Source organism: Shinella sp. BE166, from assembly GCF_051201095.1.
GTDB classification, from domain to species: Bacteria; Pseudomonadota; Alphaproteobacteria; order Rhizobiales; family Rhizobiaceae; genus Shinella; species Shinella lacus.
On the sequence record NZ_JBPEHL010000012.1, the window covers coordinates 112,017 to 134,341 of the forward strand.

Sequence of the window (22,325 nt, forward strand, 5' to 3'; positions counted from 1 at the left end):
CCTCATGAGCAAATTCTGGTCGCCGATCGTCGCCACGCTCAAGCCCTATGTCGCAGGCGAGCAGCCGCGCATTCAAAACCTCACCAAGCTCAACACTAACGAAAACCCCTACGGTCCCTCGCCCAAGGCGATCGCCGCCATGCAGGCCGCCGTCGCCGACAGCCTGAAGCTCTATCCGGACCCGTCCGCCCTGACGTTGCGCCAGTCGATCGCCCGCTTCTACGAAGTCGACGCGGACCAGGTCTTCGTCGGCAACGGCTCGGACGAGGTGCTGGCACACGCTTTCGTGGCGTTGCTCAAGCACGAGAAGCCGCTGCTCTATCCGGATATCACCTACAGCTTCTATCCGACCTATTGCCGCCTGTTCGGCATCGAGGCCGTGGAAATCCCGCTGAAGGATGATTTCACCATCGAGCTTGCGGACTACGACCGCCCTTGCGGCGCCATCGTCCTGCCGAACCCGAACGCCCCCACCGGCATCGGCCTGCCGCTCGCCGCCATCGAGAAGCTGGTGGCCGAACACCCCGACCAGCCCGTGGTGGTCGACGAGGCCTATATCGACTTCGGCGGCGAAAGCGTGATCCCGCTGACGAGAAAATACGACAACCTGCTCGTCGTGCACACGCTGTCGAAATCGCGCTCGCTCGCGGGCCTGCGCGTCGGCTACGCCATCGGCCAGCGCCCGCTGATCGACGCGCTGGAACGGGTCAAGGACAGCTTCAACTCTTACCCGCTCGACCGCATCGCCCAGGCCGGCGCCGCTGCCGCCATCGACGATCGCGCATGGTTCGACGAGACCCGGGGCAAGGTCATCGAAACGCGCGAACGCGTCAGCGGCGCGTTGCGCCAGCGCGGCTTCGAGGTGCTGCCGTCGCAGGCAAACTTCGTCTTCGCCCGCCACCCGGCCCACAGCGGCGAAGCGCTGGCCAAGGGCCTGCGCGAGCGCGCGGTGCTGGTGCGCCATTTCGCCAAGCCCCGCATCTCGGATTTCCTGCGCATCACCATCGGCACGCCGGAGGAATGCGACCGCCTGATCGCCGCGGTCGAGGAAATCGTCTGAGGCCGCGAAAAGCCCCCTCTTCCCTACTGGACGAGGGGGTCATGTGGTGCAATTCCTCGGCTTGGAGAGCAAAAGACGATCGGCTATCGTCCATCGAAATCCACCGGTGAACCATGACCGATCTCACGCCCTACCTTCCCCAGCTCGCCGTCGCATGGCTCGCCTATTTCATCGCCACGGCCTCGCCGGGGCCGGCGATCATCGCCATCATCGCGACCTCGATCAGCCAGGGCCGGCGGGCGGGGCTGGCGCTCGCCTCGGGCGTGTTGACGGGCTCCTATGTCTGGGCGATCCTGACCGTCTCCGGCCTCTCCGCGCTGATCCGCACCTATGGGCAGGCGCTCATCGTGCTGAAGGTCGTCGGCGGCTGCTACCTGCTTTGGCTCGCCTGGAACGCGTTTCGCGCCGCGCGCAGGAGCGAGGAAGTCTATCGCGCGCAGATGGCGGCTCTTCCGGCACTCTCGCCGCGCCGGCAGTACCTCAAGGGCCTCGGCATCCACATCACCAATCCGAAGGCGATCTTCAACTGGATCATGCTGACATCGCTCGGCATGCCGCCGGGCGCGCCGGGCGGCGTTCTGGCGAGCTTCATTGCCGGCTGTATGGTGATCGGGATCGCCGTCTTCCTCGGCTTCGCGCTGGTCTTCTCGCTCGGCCCCGTGCACCGGGCCTACCTCAAGTCGCGCCGCGCCATCGAAGGCGTCATGGCCGCCTTCTTCGCCTTTGCCGGCTTCAAGCTTTTGACCACCCGGCTCTAACTACTCAGCCGCGGCCTGCCCCTGCCCGTAGCGCTTCTCGATGTAATCGCCGACGAGCGTCTCGAAGTCGCCGGCGATGTTGGTGCCGCGCAGCGTCATCGCCTTCTTGCCGTCGACATAGACGGGCGCGATCGGCAGTTCGCCGGTGCCGGGCAGCGAGATGCCGATATCGGCATGTTTGCTCTCGCCCGGCCCGTTGACGATGCAGCCCATCACCGCGACCTTGAGGCCCTCGACGCCCGGATATTTTTCCCGCCAGACCGGCATGTTCTTGCGAATGTCGTCCTGGATCTTCTGGGCGAGTTCCTGGAAGACCGTTGAAGTGGTGCGCCCGCAACCCGGACAGGCGGCGACGACCGGCAGGAACTGGCGGAAGCCCATGACCTGCAACAATTCCTGCGCCACTTGCACTTCACGCGTGCGATCACCGCCGGGCTCCGGCGTCAACGAGATGCGGATCGTATCGCCTATGCCTTGCTGCATGAGGATGGCGAGCGAGGCGGACGAGGCGACCACGCCCTTGGTGCCCATGCCGGCTTCGGTAAGGCCCAGATGCAGCGCATGGTCGGAGCGCGAAGAGAGCATCGCATAGACGGCGATGAGGTCCTGCACGTTGGAAACCTTGGCCGACAGGATGATGTGGTCCCGCGCCAGCCCGATCTCCTCGGCAAGTTCCGCCGAAAGCAGCGCCGACTGGCAGATCGCCTCGCGCATGACCTGCTGGGCGGTCAGCGGAAAGCCCTTTTCCTGGTTGTCGTCCATCAGCCGGGTCAGCAGCTCCTGGTCGAGCGAGCCCCAGTTGACGCCGATGCGCACCGGCTTGTCATAGCGGATCGCCGTCTCGACGATCGCGCCGAACTGCCGGTCCTTCTTGTCCTTGAAGCCGACATTGCCGGGATTGATGCGGTACTTTGCCAGCGCTTCCGCGCAGGCCGGATGGTCCGCCAGCAGCTTGTGGCCGATATAATGAAAATCACCGACGAGCGGCACGTCGAGGCCGAGGCGCAGCAGGCGCTCCCGGATCTTCGGCACCGCCGCCGCACTCTCGTCGCGGTCGACGGTGATGCGCACGATTTCCGAACCGGCGCGATGCAGCGCTGCCACCTGGGCCACCGTGCCGTCGATATCCGCCGTGTCGGTGTTGGTCATCGACTGCACGACGACCGGCGCGCCGCCGCCGACGAGCACGCCGCCGACATCGACGCCGACGGACTGGCGCCGCGGCTTCGGTTCAAAATCGAAGGAAAAGGACATGGGAGAGCCTCTTGCTCGAAACGCGGCCGCGATCGGCTTGTGAACGCGCGGCCTTTGCCCTCAGGTGGATCAGGAAGAGGGCCTTGTCAACCGTCAGGGCCGGGACGCGCGACGATTTGATCGCCCCGCGCCCTCCCGATCTCAGCGATGATCGCGCACATCCGCATGCACCGCCTGGTGCGCAAGCAGCAGCACGACGATGAACAGCACAGGCATCATGGCGAAGATGATCGCAAAACCCGTATGCTCGGCGATGAAGCCGATGACGGAGGGCGCGAAAAGCGAGCCGGAATAGCCCATCACCGTCGCAACGGAGAGCGCCACGCCCTGCGCGAAGCCCGGCAGGTTGCCGGCGGCGGAAAAGGCGATCGGCACCATGTTGGAAATGCCGACGCCGCAGATGGCAAAGCCCGCCATCGCCACATAGGCATTCGGCGCCGTGCCGGCGACGACCATGCCGATCATCGCCATGATCGTGCAGAAGCGCAGGGTCTTCACCGCGCCAAAACGGTCGCGCACATGGTCGCCGGCAAAGCGCATGACGGCCATGGTCAGCGAGAAGGCACCGAAGGCGAAGCCGGAGAGCGTCAGCGTCGCGCCGAGCTCGTCGCGCATGTAGAGCGCGCCCCAATCGAGAATCGCGCCTTCCGGCACCATGGAAAACAGCGCCATCAGGCCGATCAGCCAGGGCAGCAGCGTCGTCGGCAAGCGTACCTTCTGGCGCTCGTCGCTCGGATGCGGCGCGTCGTGCAGCACGAAGGGCCAGATGACGAGAAGGGCCACGGCGCCGATCACGGTGAGCAGGCCCGCATGCCCCATGACGCCGAGCGCCTCGATGAGGAAGCCGCCGGTCGCCGCGCCGATGAAGGCGCCGAGGCTCCAGAAGGCATGGCAGGACGACATGATGGCGCGCCGCATCGACTTCTCCACCTCGACGGCATTGCCGTTCATCGCCACGTCCATCGCCCCCATCAGCCCGCCGAAGAAGAAGATGGCAACGGCGCCGACGGGGATGTTCGGGGCAATCGAGAGCAGCAGCATGGTCGACAGAAACAGGATCGTCGCCCCCTTCACGGTGCGCGTCGTGCCGAAATGGGCGATCAGAAAGCCGGCGATCGGCATCAGGACGAGCGAGCCGATGCCGAAGAACATGATCATCAGGCCGAGCCCGGATTCGGAAAGCCCGAGGCGGGTGGCGAATTCCGGGATCTTCGTCGCCCAGGCGCCGGCAAAGGTGCCGTTCAGAAGGAAGAGGCCGGAAACGGCGAGCCGCGCGGGCGGAAAATAGGTCTTGGCGAAGGATTTGCCTTCGAGGGCACTTTCAGGCGTCGTCATGGGAATTCCATTTCAGGGAAGCTGGGTGGGCAGCGCTCAGCCGGCCCGTATGATATCGATGCCGGCCGCGGCAAAGGCTGCGGCCTCCGTCTCGTCCGCATCCGCCTCGATCACGGCGCGCGCCACCCGCGACAGCGGCACGACCGAATAGGGGGCTGCGGTGGAAAGCTTGTCGTTCGTGACGGAGATCATCACCGTCCTGCTGCGCGAGGTGAGGAAGCGCTTGAATTCGGCATCCTCGAACGAATAGCAGGTCACACCCGCTTCCCGCTCGATGCCGCAGACGCCGAGCACGAGAATGTCCGGCCGGAGCGCCTCGGCATCGCGCATCGCCTTGGCGCCGACGACCCCGCCGACGCGCGGATCGACCAGGCCGCCGAGCTGGATGGTGGGGATGTCGCGTTCGAGAAGCGCGGCGGCAATGGCCGGCGCATTGGTGGCGACCGTCAGGGCGGCGCCGGTGGGCAGCGCGCGGGCGAGGGCAAGATTGGTACTGCCGGCATCGAGGAAGACGTTCGATCCCGCGGGAAGGAGCCCGGCGGCCGTGCGCGCCAGCGCGGCCTTGCTGTCCCCCGCAATCCCGATGCGCTCGCTCATCGAGGTCAGCGACTGGGAAATGCGCAGCGCCCCGCCATAGACCCGGCGGCAGAGGCCGGAGGCGGCCATCTCGCGCAGGTCCCGCCGGATCGTGTCTTCCGACACGCCAAGCTCCAGCGCCAGCTCCGCCGCGATCACCCGCCCCGAAAGGTCGAGCCGCGTGCGGATGAGGTCCTGCCGTTCCCCGAGAAGTAGTTCCTGTCCTGACATCATCCGTCCAAATCATGCATGATTGCGTGACAATGCGCACAACTCGGCAAAACATTCAAGGAAGCGGCGTTCACGTTTGATGACCGGCACAAACAAAAACCCCGCCGTTTCCGGCGGGGTTTCGTCGATCAGCTTGTCCAGCCTGCTTTATTCGCGGTTGCCCAGGAAGCGCAGCAGGAACAGGAAGAGGTTGATGAAGTCGAGGTAGAGCGTCAGCGCGCCCATGATGGCCTTGCGGCCGGCCACGACGTCGTCGTCAGCGTCAAAGTACATTTCCTTGATCTTCTGGGTATCCCAGGCCGTGAGGCCGGCGAAGACCAGCACGCCGATCGCGGAGATCGCGAAGTCGAGCGCGGACGACTGCAGGAACAGGTTGACGAGCGAGGCGATGATCAGGCCGAACAGGCCCATGATCAGGAACGAGCCCATCGCGGAGAGATCGCGCTTCGTCGTGTAGCCGAACAGCGACAGCGCGCCGAAGGCAGCGGCGGAGACGAAGAAGGTCTGCGCGATGCTGGCGCCGGTGTAGATCAGGAAGATCGACGACAGCGACAGGCCCATCAGGCCGGCATAGATCCAGAAGGTCGTCTGCGCGGCGCTAACGCTCATCGTGTGGATGCGGAAGCTCAGGAAGAACACCAGCGCGAGCGGCGCCAGCATCACGACCCACTTCAGCGGGCTTACATAGATCGCCTGGCCGAAGGCGGTCAGCTGGCCATCGGCGAAGGCTGCCTGCGAGGCGCCGAACGCCACGAGGCCGGTGATCGCGAGACCCAGCGCCATCAGGTTGTAGACCCGGAGCATATAGGTGCGCAGGCCCTGGTCGATGACGGCGCCGGCCTGGGCACCGGCATTCGCCGTTCGGGTCTGGTAGTTGCGGAGATCAGCCATGTTGTCCTCTTGGTTCAAGCCCCATGTCCTATACGGTGTCGGTCTCCCGGTTATTCGCTCCGATCGTTCGGGGCGCGCTTGCGGGGTCCAGGCAACCGCTGCGGGGCTCCAGCTTGCCTGTGGTAAATATGAGCATGAATTGTGTCTCGCACAAGACCCGCGACCCCAACGGGAGCGCGGGTCCTGCCAGCGTCAAAGTTCGCGCAGCACCGGCGCCGCCTTCTGTCCCAGAATGCGCCAGGTGCCGGCAAGCCCGATGCCGACGGTCATCACCAGCGCGGTCACCACCGTCATGACGGCGACATCCGGCAGGAAGCTCGACGGCAGCGTCATGATGCGGCTCACCACGAACCAGGCCGCTACCCCGCCGGCAAAGAGCGCGAAGACCGCGGTGGCGAGGCCCAGCATCAGATATTCGTAGCTGAAGGCGCGGATCAGCGTTGCGCGCGTGGCGCCCAGCGTCTTCAGCACCACGGCATCGTGCACGCGGGCCCGGTTGCCGGCCGCAAGCGCGCCGGCAAGCACGAGGATCGAGGCAATGAGCGCCACGGCAGCGGCCGCCCGGATCGCCGTCGCGAGCTGGCCGACCAGCTCGTTGACCACGTCGAGCGCATCCTTGACGCGCACGCTGGTGATCGTCGGGAAGGCATTGGTGACCGCCTTCAGCGTCGCGGATTCCTGTTCGGCGGTGGCGCCCGGATCGATCATCGTCGCCAGCCATGCATGCGGCGCGCCAGCGAAGGTGTTCGGCGAGAAGACCATGACGAAGTTGATCGACAGCGATTCCCATTCGACATTGCGGAAATTCGCAATGCGCGCCGTGATGTTGCGGCCGAGCACGTTGACGGTGATCTTGTCGCCGATCTTGAGGCCGAGTTCACGGCCCTCCTCGGCTGCGAAGGAGACGAGCGGCTCGCCGGAATAATCCTCCGACCACCATTGCCCCTCCGACAGCGTCGAATTTTCCGGCGTGCGCTTGGCATAGGTGATGCCGCGGTCGCCGCGCAGCACCCATTGGCCTTCCGGCGGCACCTTGACCTTCGCTACGTCGACGCCGTTCAGCTCCATGACGCGCCCGCGCAGCATCGGCACCTCGACGATCTTGCCATCCGGCGTGTTTGCCTTCAGCACGTCGCGGAACCCGTCGAGCTCGGTGCCCTGGATATCGACGAAGAAGAAGTTCGGCGCCCGTTCCGGCAGGTTGCCGGTGAGTTCGCGTCGCAGGTTGCCGTCGATCAGCGTCAGCGTGACGAGCAGCGCCAGGCCAAGGCCGAGCGACAGCACGACGGAGGAGGTGAGCGCGCCGGGGCGATGGATATTGCCGACCGCCAACCGCAGAGCCGGCGAGTTAACCCGCGGGCTGCGTTTCGCCAGGTCGGTGATCAACATGGCGACGAGACGCAGCACGACGAAGGCGAAGGCGATCGCGCCGAGGAAGACGAACGCGATGTAGCGGTCATAGGCCGTGAAGATCGCCAGCCCCGCGAGTGCTGCGAGGAAGACCGCCGCGCCCAGCACATAGGGCCAGCTCGGCAGGCGGCCGGCCTCGAAACCCTGCTCGCGGAAGAGCGCCGTCGCCGGCACCTCGCGGGCGTGGCCGAGCGGCATGATCGCGAAGGCGAGCGCCGTCAGCAGGCCGAAGACGGCGGCCAGCAACAGCGCCGAAGGATAGAGCGTCGCCTCCGCCGGCACCGGCAGCACGCCTTCGAGGAACTGCATCGCCACCATCGGCATCAGGGCGCCCGCGACAAGGCCGATCAGGATGCCGACCAGGGCAATCAGCGCGATCTGCATGAGATAGACCAGCGCCACCAGCGAGGCGGGGGCGCCGAGGCACTTGAAGGTCGCGATGACCGAGCGCTTGGAATCGAGATAGGCACGCACCGCATTCGCCACGCCGACGCCACCGACGATCAGCGCCGTCAGGCCGACGAGCGTCAGGAACTGCGAGAAGCGAGTGATATTGGCGGTAAGCGAGGGGGCCGCACTGTTCGAGGTGCGGATCGACCATCCGGCCGTCGGAAAGGCCTTGTTGGCATCCGTCCGGACCTTTGCGAGGGACAGATCGGCGTCGGCAAGCCGGACGCGATAGGCGTTTTCGACGAGGCTGCCGGTCTGCACCAGGCCGCTCGCCTGCAAGGCCTCCTCCGACAGCATCAGGCGCGGTGCGAAACCAAAACCTTCCGACACGGCATCGGGCTCGCGCACCAGCGTCGCCGTCACCTTCAGCCGCGCGGTCCCGAGCAGGATCTCGTCGCCGACGGCGATGCCGAGCCGATCGAGCAGCAGGGGCGCCACGACGGCGCCATAGGCCTCGCCCTCCTTGGCAAAGAGCGCGGAGGAAGGCTGCTGCGGGCTGGTTTCCAGCGTGCCGTAGAGCGGATAGGCGCCATCGACCCCCTTCGCCTCGACCAGCGTCTGGTCGGACCCATCCGGCAGGCGCGCCATGGAGCGCAGCGCGGAGGACAGCGAGACGTCACCAAGCCCCTGGAAATGCTTCAGCTCTTCCGGCGTGGCGAAGCGGTTGTTGAACTCGAAGCGCACGTCGCCGGCAAGCAGGCTCTGCCCCTGCGAGGCGATGGCCTGGGTGATGGCGCTCGATACCGAATTGACGCCCGCGATTGCCGCCGTTCCGAGCGCGATACAGGCGAGGAAGATGTAGAAACCCTTGAGGCCGCCGCGCATTTCACGCGTCGCCAGCCGCAGCGCCAGCGGGACCTGCCGGAGGACCTTGCCGATCCTCATGCCGGCACCGCCGCGGCAACGGCTGCGCGGGCGGGTGCGGCGCCGGACACGATCTCGCCGGAGCGCATGGCGACCTGGCGGCCGCAGCGGGCGGCGAGCGACGGATCATGCGTCACCAGCAGCAGCGTCATGCCGCGCTCGGCCTGTTTGGAGAACAGCAGGTCGGCGATCTGCCGGCCGGTCTCGGTGTCGAGATTGCCGGTCGGCTCGTCGGCGATCAGCAGTTTTGGCGAGGGAGCGAGCGCACGGGCGATCGCCACGCGCTGCTGCTCGCCGCCGGAAAGCTGACCGGGATAGTGCGACAGGCGCTCGCCGAGCCCGACCGCCGTCAGTTCCTGCCGGGCGATCTCGAAGGCATCGCGCACATTGGCGAGTTCTAGCGGCACCGCGACGTTTTCCAGCGCCGTCATGTTGGGAATGAGGTGGAAGGACTGGAAGACGATGCCGATATTGCGGCCGCGGAAATCGGCCACCTGGTCCTCGTTCATCCGGTGCAGGGGGGCACCATCGATATGGATCTCGCCGCCGTCCAGCCGTTCGAGACCGGCGAGCACCATCAGCAATGTCGACTTGCCGGAACCGGACGGGCCGACGATGCCGACCGATTCACCCGCATCGATGGCAAGGCCGATTCCCTTCAGCACATGGACCGAGGCAGCCGCCCGGCCGAGGGTGAGATCGGCATTTTTGAGATCGATGATGGTTTTGGCCAAGGAATTCTGCCCTATATGTTCTTCTAACAACTGGAATGCCAGCAATCTAGGAACACCAATATGGCGTTTAAAGCGACTCTCGGATTTTTCGCCGCGCTTGCGATCACAGCTTTGTTATCCGCAGGCGCCGCGCGGGCCGAGCCCGTCAAGCTCGTCGGTTTCGGCGACAGCCTGATGGCCGGCTACCAGCTTCCCGCCGCCGACGCCTTTCCTGTGAAGCTGCAGGCAGCTTTGCGCGAGAAGGGCTACGAGGTCGAGATCGCCAATGCCGGCGTCTCCGGCGACACCAGCTCGGGCGGTCTTGCCCGGCTCGACTGGTCGATCCCGGACGGCACCAAGGGCGTGATCCTCGAGCTCGGCGCCAATGATGCGCTGCGCGGCATTGCGCCGGAAGAGACGGAAAAGAACCTCGACGCCATGCTGACCCGCCTCAAGGAGCGCGGCATCGCGGTGCTGCTCGCCGGCATGATGGCGCCGCCGAACATGGGCCCCGAATATGGCGAGCGCTTCAACGGCATCTACCAGCGGCTGGCTCAAAAACATGGCGCGACGCTCTACCCGTTCTTCCTCGACGGGGTCGTGACCAAGGCGAACCTGCAATTGGAAGACGGCATGCACCCCAATACCGAGGGCGTGGACGTCATGGTCGCGACGATCCTTCCGACAGCGGAGACTTTCCTTAAATCCATCACGGCAGGGGAGTAGTTTTCGCGGGTGCGAAATAAGGGTTGCGCAAAAAACGGTTGCGTGATTCGCTGATGTCACATTCCAGTAGGGAGAAGTCGCATGCCGAGACTTTTCGTAGCCCTCGAAGTGCCGCGCAACGCGGCCATGAGCCTCTCTCTTCTGAGAGGCGGCCTTCCCGGAGCCCGCTGGATAGACGTCGAGAACTTCCACATAACCCTGCGTTTCATCGGCGATATCGACGGCCGCACGGCCGACGAGGTGGTCGACAGGCTCGACCGCATCGAGCGCCCGGAATTCCAGCTTGCGCTTTCCGGCATCGGCTCCTTCGGCTCGAAGAAGCCCCATTCGGTCTTCGCCGGCGTCACGCAGGCACCGGAAATGTACGCTCTCCAGGGGGAAATCGAGCGCATCTGCCAGCGCCTCGGCCTGCCCGCCGATCCGCGCAAGTTCACGCCGCACGTCACGCTCGCGCGCCTGCGAAACTCCCGCCCCGAAGAGGTCGCCCACTACCTCACCGGCCGCGGAAACTTCCACACCACCGCCTTCACCGTGAACCGCTTCGTGCTGATGTCCTCGAAGGAATCGGTCGGCGGCGGGCCTTACCTCACGGAAGAAATCTTCCCGCTGTACGAATCGGGCGGCAGCTGGGATGGAGCGGAACTGCACGATCATCCGCTCTGATCGGTCAAACTATCGGTCAGAAAGATCAGACGCTTTCTCAAGGATCGGGCGCAGCGCATCCAGGAGCGGGGCCGGCGAAACCGGCTCGTCGTTCGGCGCCCAGGCGTTTTGAAACTCCGCGATCTCGATGCCGACGACATCATGCTCCGCGATGACACGGCAGCATTCGTGAAGGTTCGCGAGAGAAAGCCCTCCGTCGTGCTTGTAGTCCGTCGGCACGATCCCGGGGTCGAGCACATCGCAATCGAGGTGCACATAGACAGGTCGCCCATCAATCGCACGCCGTAAACCTGCCGCGAGGTCATCCGTCGGCTTGATATGCGGGATTTGATAACGCTCAATCAGTTCCATCTCGAACGGATCCAGATCGCGTTGCCCCACCAGAACGATCCGGTTGGGACTGAGTCCCGCACCCAGCCCGCAATCCCAAAGACCGGCCGGCCCGGCGAGCGCCAGCCCACCCAGATACCCGGTTGTCGTCGTGTCTGGCGTGTTCAAGTCACCATGAGCGTCGAACCACACGACACATGCAGACGGGTGATGCCTCGCCACTGCCGGCAGGGTAGCGAGAGAAACGGCGCATCGGCTTGTTGCCGCGATCGAAACCATGCCACGCTCGAAAATGCCGGACAGCCGCTCTTGCATCTCCTGCAAAGCAGGCATCGCGGCATCAAGCTCCTCACGCCAGCCGATGTTGAGGCATGGTTCCGGCACCCCGATCGTTGTCGGGATGACACCGGTGCGCCTTGCAAGCTCTTCCCCAATGGCCTTTGCGCCCGGAATGGCGAGGTCGTTGTGGTCGCCCGCGCGTCCCTGGAATACGGTGTAAGCAAAGCGCATATCGTGTTTCGACTCCACGTTAAGCCAGCGACCATAAGGATTTCCTCGGTAGTCGCAATAAACGCGCCCGGGGCTTAATCTCGAACTTAGTCTTTGATCCGATTCAGCATTTCGTGGCCAACGCACAAAATCCATCTACCCGTTGTGGTGAACAAATCCTGAATCCACCCGAGTCAGCGATTCGTCGCCGATTCGTTCCGCGACTGTTCCAATAAGCCGGCGAACGACCGGGAAAAGCGCTCACTTTTGCCTTGCCCCTTGCCATTGCCGCCCCTGATGGGCATCTGTTGCCTGCCGGATGCGTCTGGCGAGCGTTGAAACAGCCGGGACGTGACTTGTCGCAAGCACCCATGATCTTGAGCGGCCGCGGGGTCACCGCGGTGCTCGGCCCGACCAATACGGGCAAGACCCACTACGCAATCGAGCGCATGGTGGCACATGAGACGGGCGTTATCGGCCTGCCTCTGCGCCTGCTTGCGCGCGAGGTCTATACGCGTCTTGTCGACAAGGTCGGGCAGCACAATGTGGCGCTCGTCACCGGCGAGGAGAAGATCACGCCGCATATGGCGCGCTATTCGGTCTGCACCGTGGAGGCCATGCCGCGCGAGACGCGCGCCTCCTTCGTGGCGATCGACGAGGTGCAGCTTGCCGGCGATCTCGAACGCGGCCACATCTTCACCGACCGGGTGCTGCATCTGAGGGGCCGCGACGAGACGCTGCTGCTGGGTGCGGCCACCATGAAGCCCATCCTGGAGCAGCTCCTGCCCGGCATCCATGTGGTCGAGCGCCCGCGCCTGTCGCAGCTCTTCTATGCCGGCTCCAAGAAGATCACCCGCCTGCCGCAGCGCACCGCCATCGTCGCCTTCTCGGCCGACGAGGTCTATGCGATCGCCGAGCTCATCCGCCGCCAGCGCGGCGGTGCCGCCGTCGTGCTCGGCGCGCTCTCGCCACGCACCCGCAACGCCCAGGTGGCACTCTACCAGGAAGGCGACGTCGAATATCTGGTCGCCACCGACGCGATCGGCATGGGCCTGAACCTCGACGTCGACCATGTCGCCTTCGCGCAGGATCGCAAGTTCGACGGTTACCAGTTCCGCAACCTCAACCCGGCCGAACTCGCCCAGATCGCCGGCCGCGCCGGCCGGCATCTTCGCGACGGCACCTTTGGCGTGACGGGCCGCGTCGATCCGTTCGACGACGAGCTGGTGAAGAGGATCGAGACGCACCAGTTCGATCCGGTCCGCGTGCTGCAATGGCGCACCACCCGCTTCGACTATTCCTCGCTGCAGGCGCTGCGCCAGTCGCTCGACGCGCCGCCGCCGATCGGCGGGCTGACGCGGGCGCTGCCGGCCGTCGACCAGCAGGCGCTGGAACATCTCAGCCGCTACCCGGACGTCCGCGACCTCGCGACCGCCCCCGAACGCGTGCAGAAACTGTGGGAGGCCTGCGCGCTTCCCGACTATCGCCGCATCGCGCCCGCTCAGCACGCAGACCTCATTTCCACCCTCTATGCGGATCTGGTAAGACGTGGCACGGTTAACGAAGACTTCATGGCCGATCAGGTGCGCCGCGCCGACAGAACCGATGGCGAAATCGACACGCTTTCGGCGCGAATCGCCCAGATAAGGACATGGACCTATGTGTCGAATCGGCCCGGATGGCTTGCCGATCCGACACACTGGCAGGAAAAGACGCGGGAAATCGAAGACCGATTGTCCGATGCGTTACATGATAGGTTGACGAAACGCTTTGTTGATCGCAGGACATCTGTGCTCATGAAGCGCCTGAGAGAGAATGCGATGCTGGAAGCTGAAATCAGTGTGAATGGCGATGTCTTCGTAGAAGGACATCATGTCGGGCAGTTGGCCGGTTTCCGGTTCACGCTCGTCTCCGGAACGGAAGGTCCCGATGCGAAGGCCGTGCAGACGGCTGCGCAGAAGGCGCTTGCGCTGGAGTTCGAGGCTCGCGCCGCGCGCCTGCATGCCGCCGGCAATGCCGATCTCGCGCTCGGCTCCGACGGCACCGTGCGCTGGCTCGGCGATCCCGTCGCGCGGCTGTCGCCGAGCGACCATGTCATGCGCCCGCGCGTCATCCTGCTCTCCGACGAGCAGCTGACCGGCAATGCGCGCGACCACGTCGCCGCCCGCATCGAGCGTTTCGTGAACCACCACATCGCGACCGTGCTGAAGCCGCTCGACGATCTTTCGCGCGCGGAAGATCTCCAGGGCCTCGCCAAGGGCCTCGCCTTCCAGCTCGTCGAGAACCTCGGCGTGCTCTTCCGCCGCGACGTCGCGGAAGACGTGAAGTCGCTCGACCAGGAAGCCCGCGCCTCGATCCGCAAGCACGGCATCCGCTTCGGCGCCTACCACATCTTCATGCCGGCGCTCCTGAAGCCCGCGCCCGCCGAACTCATCACGCTGCTCTGGGCGCTGAAGAACGACGGCCTCGACAAGCCGGGTTATGGCGACCTCATCCCGGTGCTGGCCGCCGGCCGCACCTCGGTCGTCACCGATCCGAGCTACGAGCGCGCCTTCTACAAGCTGGCCGGCTTCCGGTTCCTCGGCAAGCGCGCCGTGCGCATCGACATCCTGGAGCGCCTGGCCGACCTCATCCGCCCGCTGCTCCAGTGGAAGCCCGGCACGACGCGTCCCGACGGCGCCTATGACGGCCGCCGTTTCATGGCGACCACCGCCATGCTCTCCATCCTCGGCGCCACGCCGGACGACATGGAAGAAATCCTGAAGGGCCTCGGCTATCGCGCCGACAGCCTGAAGGCGGAAGAGGTCGCAGCTTTCCTCACCGCGCAGGCACCCGCTGCCGCGACGGCTGTCGAGACAGCCGCCGACGCGCCTGCCGAAACCTCCGACGAGCACGACGCCGACGCGACGGATGCCGAGGGCGAAGCCCCGGCCGCAGCCGCGGAAGCACCGGCAGCCGAAACCGCCGAGGCACCGGCCGCTGTAGAAGTGACCGCGGAAGAAGCCGTCGTCGTCGACGGCGAACCGGTCGAAGCCAAGCCCGTCCTGCTCTGGCGTCCGGGCTCGCGCCACGACAACCAGCGCCAGGGCGGCCATCGCCACGGCGGCGAGCGCAACAGCGAACGCCAGGGTGATCGCCAGAACCAGGGCGACCGGCAGAACCAGGGTGAGCGCCGCGGCGGCGACCGCCATCGTGGCCAGCCGGCCGGTGGCGAGCGCGGCGAACGGCGTGAAGGCGGCCGCGGCGGCCGTCCCGACCAGACCAAGGGTCCCCGCGACGGAAAGCCGCAGGGCGGCAACCGCCCGGACCGCGGCGAGCGCAACGACCGTAACGAGCGCGGCGGAAAGCCGCAGCAGGCGAAATTCGAGGCCCGGCCGCCCCGCAAGGAAAAGCCGATCGACCCAGATTCACCCTTCGCCAAGCTGGCAGCGCTCAAGGAGCAAATGAAGAAGTAAGCCTATGGCACGCGACGAGGAACAGCCGGCAGGTCAGGCGCGACAGCGCATCGACAAGTGGCTGTTCTTCGCGCGGCTGCGGAAATCCCGGTCGCTCGCGGCAAAGTCCGTGGAAGCCGGCGATGTCCGCGTCAACGGCGCTCCTGTCCGCCAGCCGTCCCACGCGCTGCGCATCGGCGACGTCGTCACGGTCTCGCTTGACCGCCATGACATGGTGGTCAAGGTGCTCCAGCCCGGCGAGCGCCGCGGGCCTTACGAGGAAGCCCGTCTTCTCTACCAAGACATGACGCCGCCGCCCCTGCCGCGCGAGGAACGCTCGCTTTTCGAGCAGGCGACGCGCGAGCGCGGCACCGGCCGGCCGACCAAACGGGAGCGCCGCGAAACCGACCGTTTGCAAGGTTTTCCCGGCGACGACGTCGATTAGAATTCTATACCTCGCAAGCGCCCGGCGGCGCATGTATTACGCTTGCAAAGCGCCTCTAAAGCCTTTACCTCAGCCACCGGACGGCCCTCGATGTGCGGGCGGCCTCCTGTCCGGCAAGCCGATCGCGTCATGGGTTCTGCGGTGACGGACCGTCCCGCTGTCGCCGTCTTATGACGATTCTGGAGTAACTCATGACGTATGTCGTGACCGACAATTGCATCCGCTGCAAGTACACGGACTGTGTCGAGGTATGCCCCGTCGACTGTTTCTACGAGGGCGAGAATTTTCTGGTCATCCACCCCGACGAGTGCATCGATTGCGGCGTCTGCGAACCGGAATGTCCCGCCGAGGCAATCAAGCCGGATACCGAGCCGGGGCTCGACAAATGGTTGAAGATAAACGCTGATTTCGCCACCGTCTGGCCCAATATCACGATCAAGCGTGATGCCATGCCGGAAGCCAAGGAGATGGACGGCGAAGAGGGCAAGTACGAGAAGTACTTCTCGGCCGAACCGGGCCAGGGCGATTGATCGCCGCGTAAGGCGGCAACCGAAGCTGGGGAAAAAAGCCTGCTCTCATCAAAAGGCGATGGGACAGGCTTGATGACCCATGCGAAGCAAATTATTGATTTCGGCACTTTTTTGTGATAGGGTTTTCTTACTGATCCACATCGCGGCATTTTGCGTGCCCGAACACCACCACGAAAGCAAACGATCCCTCAACGCCGCTCACCTCCCATAGGCAGCTCCGGTTGCTCAAATGTGAACGCGTCGCAGGGACTTTTTTTGCGCATGGCGGACGGACCAGTGGTGACACCGAGAGGTGCCCCCCGTCTTTCCCGGGTCCCCAGACCCACCCGGCCCATGGGCCGGGAGCGTAACAGGGAGTATTTGAACAGAATGACGACCCCGCAGAAGAAATCTTCCACGCGCCACGGCTTCAAGACCGGTGAATCCATCGTTTATCCCGCTCACGGCGTCGGCCAGATCGTCGCCATCGAGGAGCAGGAAGTCGCCGGCATGAAGCTCGAGCTTTTTGTCATCGATTTCGAAAAGGACAAGATGCGTCTCAAGGTGCCGGTTGCCAAGGCCGTTTCCATCGGCATGCGCAAGCTGTCGGAGACCGATTTCGTCGAGCGCGCGCTGAAGGTTGTCCAGGGCAAGGCTCGCGTGAAGCGCACCATGTGGTCGCGCCGCGCGCAGGAATATGATGCCAAGATCAATTCGGGCGACCTGATCTCGATCGCCGAAGTGGTCCGCGACCTGTACCGTGCCGAAAACCAGCCGGAGCAGTCCTATTCCGAGCGCCAGCTCTATGAAGCTGCCCTCGACCGCATGGCCCGCGAAATCGCCGCCGTCAACAAGATGTCGGAAACCGAGGCCGTTCGCCTTGTCGAAACCAACCTGAGCAAGGGTCCGAAGCGTGGCAAGGCCATCGAAGAGGACGACTCGCAGGACGAAGCGGCCTGATTTAGGGCACCCTTCGGTTTTTTAAAGCCCGGCTGGAAACAGCCGGGTTTTTTGTGGAACTTTTTTGCAGCGCACCCGTTTCGCAGACCGAGGACGACCGGCTCTTCCGGCGGCCGCGGGGGTGGCGCAAACCACTTTATTTTCTCGAAAGCCGCTTTCGGGCAATCCGTCGGTCCACCTGAAACGTCATCGTCATATCAGGCGTCGAGGAGATAACGCCTCTTCACGCCGGTTCGGTTCACGTGGAGACACTCGCCATGGCTACGACGACCGCAGACCGCCGCATGATCAAGCTCGCCATGTCCGCCCCCTATCTTGAAAGGGACGAGGAACAGGCGCTGGCCCAGGCCTGGAAGTACGATAAGGATCAGGAAGCCCGCAACCGCATAGCCATGGCGCATATGCGCCTGGTCGTCTCGATGGCGGGCAAGTTCCGCAATTTCGGCCTGCCGCTCGGCGATCTCGTGCAGGAAGGCTATATCGGCCTGCTCGAAGCCGCCGCCCGCTTCGAGCCGGAGCGCCAGGTGCGCTTCTCCACCTATGCAAGCTGGTGGATCCGCGCCTCGATCCAGGATTACGTGCTGCGCAACTGGTCGATCGTGCGCGGCGGCACCAGTTCGGCGCAGAAGGCGCTGTTCTTCAATCTGCGGCGGCTGCGCGCCCGGCTCGCCCGCGGCGACACGCACCTGACCAGCGAAGCCATGCACCAGGAGATCGCCGTGGCGCTGGGCGTCAGCACCGCCGACGTTCGCACCATGGACGCCCGCCTCTCCGCCTCCGACGTCTCGCTCCAGGCGCCGATCTCGTCCGCAGAGGGCGAAGGCTCGAACCGCATGGATTTCCTCACCAGCGACGCGCCCCTCCCCGATGAACAGGCCCTCGACAGCATCGACGGCGAACGCCGCCATCACTGGCTGCACGCGGCACTAGGCCAGCTCAACGAGCGCGAGATGAAGATCATTCGCGCCCGTCGCCTTGCGGAGAATGGCGCGACGCTGGAGGAACTGGGCTCCCTACTCGGCATTTCCAAGGAACGTGTGCGCCAGATCGAGAATCGGGCGCTGGAAAAGCTGAAGGCCGTGCTGATCAGCAAGACCACGGATTTCGCCTACGCCTGAGGCGCAAGTAAGCGCAGATTCTCGGGCTTCCCCGAGGATCCGCATTTTCAACTCACTCGCTGATAATCTTGAACTTTTCGCCCGGCCGCACCGTGCTCGTCACCGTCATCGCGTTGATCAGCCGGAACAGGTCGAGCTTGCGGTCCGTGCCCATCATGCGCCCGGCCAGCGAGGCCACCGTGTCGCCGGCGCGCGCCGAGATGACGCGGACCCTGAGCGGCTTCAGCGAGGCCACTTCCGGGGCCGTCAGCTTGCGGAACGACGCCCTGAGGGTGGCAGCCGTCGGCTCCAGCGATTTCGAACCCGCCGGCACGGCCGTCAGGAAACGGTAGATCTGGTCGTCGATGCGCACCACCGTGACATCGAAGTCCCAGCGGTCGGCGGCAGCCTTGGCGGTGGCGCCCTCCAGCCCGTTGATCATGATCGGCTGGATGGTTTCCGGCCGCAGGCCCGTCACCCAGCCGCTCGAAATGTAGTTGACCAAATCCTGCTTGCGGCTGTCGGCCACACCGTCGAAGCGGATCGCCACGTCGCCCGGTCCCGTCGCCAGCACCGCATCGGCCTTGTTGTCGATCTGGAACCCGGCCGGCACGTCGAAGCGGATGCCGAGCTTGCCGTGCAGGAAGGTCTGGCCGCGCACATAGCCCTCTTCCGGCGCATCGCCGTAGAGCAGGCCGTCGATGCCGGCGAGGTAATAGTCACGGCCGCGATCGCCGTTCGTGCCTTCCGCACCGAAGGCGCGCGCATGCAGGCGCGCAAGCTCCACGCGCTGCGGCGCGTTCGGATGGCTCGACAGGAAGTCCAGGCTCTGGTCGGAATCGGGATCGACCGCCGTAAAGCGCGCATAGGCAGCCATGGAATCGAGGAAACGCGCCGCCGCATAGGGATCGTAGCCCGCCTCGCCAAGCATGCGCACGCCGATGACGTCGGCCTGGAGTTCCTGGTTGCGCGAGAAGGCGGCAAGCCGCAACTTTCCGCGCGCCAGCGCCTGCTTGCCGGCAATGTTGCTGGAGAGCACTTCGGCCACCACGCGGCTCGCGATGACTTCCGCCTCTTCCTTCTTCTGCCGCTCAATGCCGTGGTTGGCGGTGACGTGCGCCATCTCGTGCGACAGCACGGCCGCCACTTCCGAGGCATCGTTGGCGAGTGCCAGCAGGCCGCGCGTCACGTAAAGATAACCGCCCGGCAGCGCGAACGCGTTGATCGCCGGCGAATTCAGGATGGTGATGCGGTAGGACTGGTTCGGGTTTTCCGAGACAAGCGTCAGCGCGCCGGCAATGCGCGCGACGAGCCGCTCGGTCTTGGCGTCCTTGTATTCGCCGCCATAACTCGCGACGATGCGGGGATGCTCGCGCGCACCCATCTGGGCGCGCGGATCGTTCTTCTGCACCTCTTCGACGATCTGCGGATTGGAGGACGGCGAGATCGTCGGCTCATAGGTCTGCTCGATGATCGACTGGCAGCCGGACAGCAGCATGCCGGCAAGCACCAGCGCCGCGACAGGTCTCAAAACCCCGCGCCCGGATACCATTGCAGCTTCCTGCGTTGCTTTCGCCATCTCTTCTGCCCACAGCCCTAAAGGGTCCACGTCCGAACCGCAACCTTTAGGTGCAGTCGAAACACCCATGTTCGCGCCTTCGAATGGATGAGATAGACGCACCATACCCGGCCGGCAACTCCCGATTCGACAAACGGTTCCCTTGTGGCTCCGGTGACACAGGGGGGCGTCCAAATTGTGGCGGGGTGGCGGGGCAAAAACAGCCCCAGCCCGCTAAATCGCGGAATGACCGAGGAATTTTGCAACGGCTGGTGGATGCCGGCTCACGAGGAATTCATCCACCGGCGCATCGAGCAGGATCGCGCCGGCCTCCAGGAACATCACCCGGTCGGCAAGCCGGCGGATATCCTCCGGCTGGTGGGTAATGAAGAGCAGGGTGCTCTTCGTCTCGGCGCGAAGCTCCGAGAGGAGTTTTGCCATGTCCGCCCGCATGGCCGGGTCGAGGGCCGCGAAAGGCTCGTCGAGCAGCAGGATCGGCCGGCGTCGCACCAGCGCGCGGGCAAGCGCCACCCGCTGCCGCTCGCCGCCGGAAAGCGAGCCCGGCATGCGCCGCTCGTAACCGCCAAGCCCGACGCGCGACAGCGCCGAAAACACGCGCTGACGAGCCGCCGTATCGAGCTTCAGCCCCGGATCGATGCCGAGCCCGACATTTTCGGCGACGCTCAGATGCGCGAAGAGATTGTTGTCCTGGAAAATGATCGAGACCGGCCGCTCCGCGGGATCACGCGCCGCCATGTCCTGCCCAAGCAGCGCGACCGTGCCCGTCGCCGGTTTCTGGAAGCCGGCGATCACGTTGAACAGGGTGGACTTTCCCGCCCCCGAGGGGCCGGCGACGGCGACGGCGGCGCCGGAAGGGATGGCGCAATCGAAGGCGAGCCGCTTCTCGTCGAAACGCACGGTGACGTCGGAAAGGCGGATTGCGGTATCAGGCATCGATGGCAGGTCTTTCGGTCGTTCGATCGGCTGCGGTCGAAGGCAGCGTCAGCAGAAGGCATATCACGCCGAGGATCAACGCGATGCCCGCTGCATCCGCCGTGCGATAGCTTGCCATCCGGGAGAAGAGCAGCCACGGCAGCGTCACGAAACCATCCGCACCGAAAATGGCGACGGCGCCGAGATCGCCGAGCGACAGCGCCATGGCGAAGGCGAAGGCGGTGAGGAAGGGTTTCTTCAGCGCCGGCCAATCGATCCATCGCAAGCGATGCATGCCGGTGACGCCGAGGCTCAGCGCCAGCCGCGCGGTGCGCGACAGATGGGTGCGATAGGCGGGCTCCAGCACGCGCACGACGAAGGGCAGCGCCATCAGCGCGTTGATAACGGTGATGACGGCCGGCGCGAAACGCCCGGTCTCGCCAAACAGCCGCAGCACCAGGAACCACCCCGTCGCGACGACGACCGGCGGCACGAGCAGGATCAGCGAGCCCGTGGCCGGCAGCGCCCGGCCGATCAGCCGCGTCGCAAGCCCGGCATCGCCGGTCTCGGCAAGGCGCGGCACGAGCACAATGGGCAGCGCAATCGCAAGGCTGAGGCTGGCCGAGGCGAAGGAAATGGCGAGGCTGGTGAACAGCGCCCTGTGCAGCAGTGGATCGACCGCCAGCCGGCCGAAATCCGCGGCAAGGCCGGAGGCGAGGGTGGCCGCGAGCGGGGCCGCGGTGAACAGCGTGAAGGCGAGGATGACGAAACCGTCGGTTACGCGCCGGCGGCGGCCATCGAAACGGCGGATCGCGCGGCCCGCCGTCACCCCCTCGTCCGGCGGCCGGCCGAACAGCGAAATCAGCCAGAGCAGCGCGGCGGTGACCAAGATTTGCAGGAAGGCGAGCAGCACGGCGCGCTGGGGATCGAAATCGAAGCGCAGCGCCTGGTAGATCGCCACCTCGATGGTGGTGGCCGCAGGCCCGCCGCCGAGCGTCAGCACGATGGTGAAACTCGTCGCGCAGAGCATGAAGACGAGGCCCCCAATGCCCGGCAGCACGCGGCGGATGACCGGCCATTCGATCAGCCGGAAGACCGCACCGTTGCCCATGCCGAGATTGGCCGAGCTCAGCCAATATTCCGGCGGAATACGATCGAGGGCGGCGAGCAGGAAGCGAGCGGCGAGCGGCAGGTTGAAGAAGACATGGGCGATCAGGATGCCGGTGAGGCCATAGACGCTGACCGGATTTTGCAGCCCGGCGAGCCGCAAAAGATCATTGACGACGCCCTGCCGCCCCCAGATCTCGATGACCCCAAGTGCGGCCACCAGCGCCGGCAGGCCGAGCGGCACGACGGAGAGCCGGATGATCCAGACCCGTCCCCAAAAATCCCGCTGCCGGGCGAGCGCCCGGGCGACGGGAATGGCGAGCACAATGGAGAGCAGGGTCGACAGCGTCGCCTGTAGCAGCGTGAACTGCGCGACCCGCCAGATATAGGCGTCGAAGAGCGGCGCACCGCCCCCGCCGCCCGCATGCGCCAGAAGCACGGCCGTCGCCGCGCCGACGAAGACGAGCACGACGCCGAGGGCAAGCCCCCCGGCGACGCGCAAGGTCCGGCGTTCGGCGCGGGCGAAGAACAT

19 protein-coding genes are annotated in these 22,325 nt (G+C 65.3%); 9 read left to right on the top strand and 10 right to left on the bottom strand.

Annotation, left to right across the window (positions count from 1 at the left end):
* Positions 1–4 precede the first annotated feature (4 nt).
* Positions 5–1,060, top strand: coding sequence for a histidinol-phosphate transaminase (gene hisC / locus J2Y63_RS25060; protein ID WP_435268309.1), 1,056 nt, complete (start codon positions 5–7; stop codon positions 1,058–1,060).
* A gap of 113 nt (positions 1,061–1,173) precedes the next feature.
* Complete coding sequence (locus J2Y63_RS25065; protein ID WP_435268310.1) at positions 1,174–1,818, top strand: LysE family translocator; 645 nt, start codon at positions 1,174–1,176, stop codon at positions 1,816–1,818.
* Here J2Y63_RS25065 and ispG read toward each other — a convergent pair whose 3' ends face one another.
* The 6 genes from ispG to J2Y63_RS25095 form a co-directional block, all read right to left on the bottom strand.
* Positions 1,819–3,072, bottom strand: coding sequence for a flavodoxin-dependent (E)-4-hydroxy-3-methylbut-2-enyl-diphosphate synthase (gene ispG / locus J2Y63_RS25070; RefSeq protein WP_319324070.1), 1,254 nt, complete (start codon positions 3,070–3,072; stop codon positions 1,819–1,821).
* A 141-nt stretch (positions 3,073–3,213) separates the two neighbouring features.
* Positions 3,214–4,407, bottom strand: coding sequence for an MFS transporter (locus J2Y63_RS25075; RefSeq protein WP_435268311.1), 1,194 nt, complete (start codon positions 4,405–4,407; stop codon positions 3,214–3,216).
* A gap of 36 nt (positions 4,408–4,443) precedes the next feature.
* Positions 4,444–5,214 carry a DeoR/GlpR family DNA-binding transcription regulator gene (locus J2Y63_RS25080; RefSeq protein ID WP_435268312.1) on the bottom strand — a complete coding sequence of 257 codons (771 nt, stop codon included), beginning with the start codon at positions 5,212–5,214 and terminating at the stop codon, positions 4,444–4,446.
* Between the two features lie 147 nt (positions 5,215–5,361).
* Entirely contained in the window at positions 5,362–6,105 is a 744-nt protein-coding gene (locus J2Y63_RS25085; protein ID WP_256119487.1) for a Bax inhibitor-1/YccA family protein, read from the bottom strand.
* A gap of 192 nt (positions 6,106–6,297) precedes the next feature.
* Positions 6,298–8,850 carry an ABC transporter permease gene (locus tag J2Y63_RS25090; RefSeq protein WP_435268313.1) on the bottom strand — a complete coding sequence of 851 codons (2,553 nt, stop codon included), beginning with the start codon at positions 8,848–8,850 and terminating at the stop codon, positions 6,298–6,300.
* On the bottom strand, positions 8,847–9,563 hold the full coding sequence (locus J2Y63_RS25095; RefSeq protein ID WP_256119489.1) for an ABC transporter ATP-binding protein: 717 nt from the start codon (positions 9,561–9,563) through the stop codon (positions 8,847–8,849). The genes J2Y63_RS25090 and J2Y63_RS25095 overlap by 4 nt, the downstream gene beginning before the upstream one ends.
* Before the next feature lie 60 nt (positions 9,564–9,623).
* On the opposite strand from J2Y63_RS25095, the gene J2Y63_RS25100 reads away from it, so the two are divergent.
* Positions 9,624–10,268, top strand: coding sequence for an arylesterase (locus tag J2Y63_RS25100; RefSeq protein ID WP_435268314.1), 645 nt, complete (start codon positions 9,624–9,626; stop codon positions 10,266–10,268).
* Between the two features lie 81 nt (positions 10,269–10,349).
* Positions 10,350–10,931, top strand: coding sequence for an RNA 2',3'-cyclic phosphodiesterase (gene thpR, locus J2Y63_RS25105; protein WP_435268315.1), 582 nt, complete (start codon positions 10,350–10,352; stop codon positions 10,929–10,931).
* A gap of 9 nt (positions 10,932–10,940) precedes the next feature.
* On the opposite strand, the gene J2Y63_RS25110 is transcribed toward thpR, so the two are convergent.
* Positions 10,941–11,771: an arginase family protein gene (locus tag J2Y63_RS25110; RefSeq protein ID WP_435268316.1), complete on the bottom strand. Its 831-nt coding sequence runs from the start codon at positions 11,769–11,771 to the stop codon at positions 10,941–10,943.
* A gap of 350 nt (positions 11,772–12,121) precedes the next feature.
* Here J2Y63_RS25110 and J2Y63_RS25115 point away from each other — a divergent pair, with 350 nt between their 5' ends.
* From J2Y63_RS25115 to J2Y63_RS25135, 5 genes are all read left to right on the top strand, one after another.
* Positions 12,122–15,205: a helicase-related protein gene (locus tag J2Y63_RS25115; protein ID WP_435268385.1), complete on the top strand. Its 3,084-nt coding sequence runs from the start codon at positions 12,122–12,124 to the stop codon at positions 15,203–15,205.
* A 4-nt stretch (positions 15,206–15,209) separates the two neighbouring features.
* On the top strand, positions 15,210–15,629 hold the full coding sequence (locus J2Y63_RS25120; RefSeq protein WP_435268317.1) for an RNA-binding S4 domain-containing protein: 420 nt from the start codon (positions 15,210–15,212) through the stop codon (positions 15,627–15,629).
* A gap of 191 nt (positions 15,630–15,820) precedes the next feature.
* Positions 15,821–16,159, top strand: coding sequence for a ferredoxin FdxA (gene fdxA, locus J2Y63_RS25125; RefSeq protein WP_256119494.1), 339 nt, complete (start codon positions 15,821–15,823; stop codon positions 16,157–16,159).
* A 369-nt stretch (positions 16,160–16,528) separates the two neighbouring features.
* Positions 16,529–17,098 (top strand): CarD family transcriptional regulator, encoded by a 570-nt coding sequence (locus J2Y63_RS25130; protein WP_256119495.1) that lies wholly within the window; start codon positions 16,529–16,531, stop codon positions 17,096–17,098.
* Between the two features lie 257 nt (positions 17,099–17,355).
* Complete coding sequence (locus J2Y63_RS25135) at positions 17,356–18,216, top strand: RNA polymerase factor sigma-32 (RefSeq protein WP_435268318.1); 861 nt, start codon at positions 17,356–17,358, stop codon at positions 18,214–18,216.
* A gap of 52 nt (positions 18,217–18,268) precedes the next feature.
* On the opposite strand, the gene J2Y63_RS25140 is transcribed toward J2Y63_RS25135, so the two are convergent.
* From J2Y63_RS25140 to thiP, 3 genes are all read right to left on the bottom strand, one after another.
* A complete protein-coding gene (locus tag J2Y63_RS25140; RefSeq protein ID WP_256119497.1) occupies positions 18,269–19,747 on the bottom strand; it encodes a M48 family metalloprotease in 1,479 nt (492 codons plus the stop codon).
* A gap of 240 nt (positions 19,748–19,987) precedes the next feature.
* A complete protein-coding gene (gene thiQ, locus J2Y63_RS25145) occupies positions 19,988–20,707 on the bottom strand; it encodes a thiamine ABC transporter ATP-binding protein (protein WP_435268319.1) in 720 nt (239 codons plus the stop codon).
* Positions 20,700–22,325 (bottom strand): thiamine/thiamine pyrophosphate ABC transporter permease, encoded by a 1,626-nt coding sequence (thiP, locus tag J2Y63_RS25150; RefSeq protein WP_435268320.1) that lies wholly within the window; start codon positions 22,323–22,325, stop codon positions 20,700–20,702. The genes thiQ and thiP overlap by 8 nt, the downstream gene beginning before the upstream one ends.

Excerpts from the sequence above, each read along its gene's own strand:
- J2Y63_RS25120 (WP_435268317.1), top strand. The coding sequence starts at position 15,210 with ATGGCACGCGACGAGGAACAGCCGGCAGGTCAGGCGCGACAGCGCATC.
- thiP (WP_435268320.1), bottom strand. The coding sequence starts at position 22,325 with ATGTTCTTCGCCCGCGCCGAACGCCGGACCTTGCGCGTCGCCGGGGGG.
- J2Y63_RS25100 (WP_435268314.1), top strand. The coding sequence starts at position 9,624 with ATGGCGTTTAAAGCGACTCTCGGATTTTTCGCCGCGCTTGCGATCACA.
- J2Y63_RS25075 (WP_435268311.1), bottom strand. The coding sequence starts at position 4,407 with ATGACGACGCCTGAAAGTGCCCTCGAAGGCAAATCCTTCGCCAAGACC.
- J2Y63_RS25090 (WP_435268313.1), bottom strand. The coding sequence starts at position 8,850 with ATGAGGATCGGCAAGGTCCTCCGGCAGGTCCCGCTGGCGCTGCGGCTG.
- J2Y63_RS25110 (WP_435268316.1), bottom strand. The coding sequence starts at position 11,771 with ATGCGCTTTGCTTACACCGTATTCCAGGGACGCGCGGGCGACCACAAC.
- ispG (WP_319324070.1), bottom strand. The coding sequence starts at position 3,072 with ATGTCCTTTTCCTTCGATTTTGAACCGAAGCCGCGGCGCCAGTCCGTC.
- fdxA (WP_256119494.1), top strand. The coding sequence starts at position 15,821 with ATGACGTATGTCGTGACCGACAATTGCATCCGCTGCAAGTACACGGAC.
- J2Y63_RS25130 (WP_256119495.1), top strand. The coding sequence starts at position 16,529 with ATGACGACCCCGCAGAAGAAATCTTCCACGCGCCACGGCTTCAAGACC.
- thpR (WP_435268315.1), top strand. The coding sequence starts at position 10,350 with ATGCCGAGACTTTTCGTAGCCCTCGAAGTGCCGCGCAACGCGGCCATG.
- J2Y63_RS25080 (WP_435268312.1), bottom strand. The coding sequence starts at position 5,214 with ATGTCAGGACAGGAACTACTTCTCGGGGAACGGCAGGACCTCATCCGC.
- J2Y63_RS25135 (WP_435268318.1), top strand. The coding sequence starts at position 17,356 with ATGGCTACGACGACCGCAGACCGCCGCATGATCAAGCTCGCCATGTCC.
- J2Y63_RS25115 (WP_435268385.1), top strand. The coding sequence starts at position 12,122 with ATGATCTTGAGCGGCCGCGGGGTCACCGCGGTGCTCGGCCCGACCAAT.
- J2Y63_RS25140 (WP_256119497.1), bottom strand. The coding sequence starts at position 19,747 with ATGGTATCCGGGCGCGGGGTTTTGAGACCTGTCGCGGCGCTGGTGCTT.
- J2Y63_RS25065 (WP_435268310.1), top strand. The coding sequence starts at position 1,174 with ATGACCGATCTCACGCCCTACCTTCCCCAGCTCGCCGTCGCATGGCTC.
- hisC (WP_435268309.1), top strand. The coding sequence starts at position 5 with ATGAGCAAATTCTGGTCGCCGATCGTCGCCACGCTCAAGCCCTATGTC.
- J2Y63_RS25085 (WP_256119487.1), bottom strand. The coding sequence starts at position 6,105 with ATGGCTGATCTCCGCAACTACCAGACCCGAACGGCGAATGCCGGTGCC.
- thiQ (WP_435268319.1), bottom strand. The coding sequence starts at position 20,707 with ATGCCTGATACCGCAATCCGCCTTTCCGACGTCACCGTGCGTTTCGAC.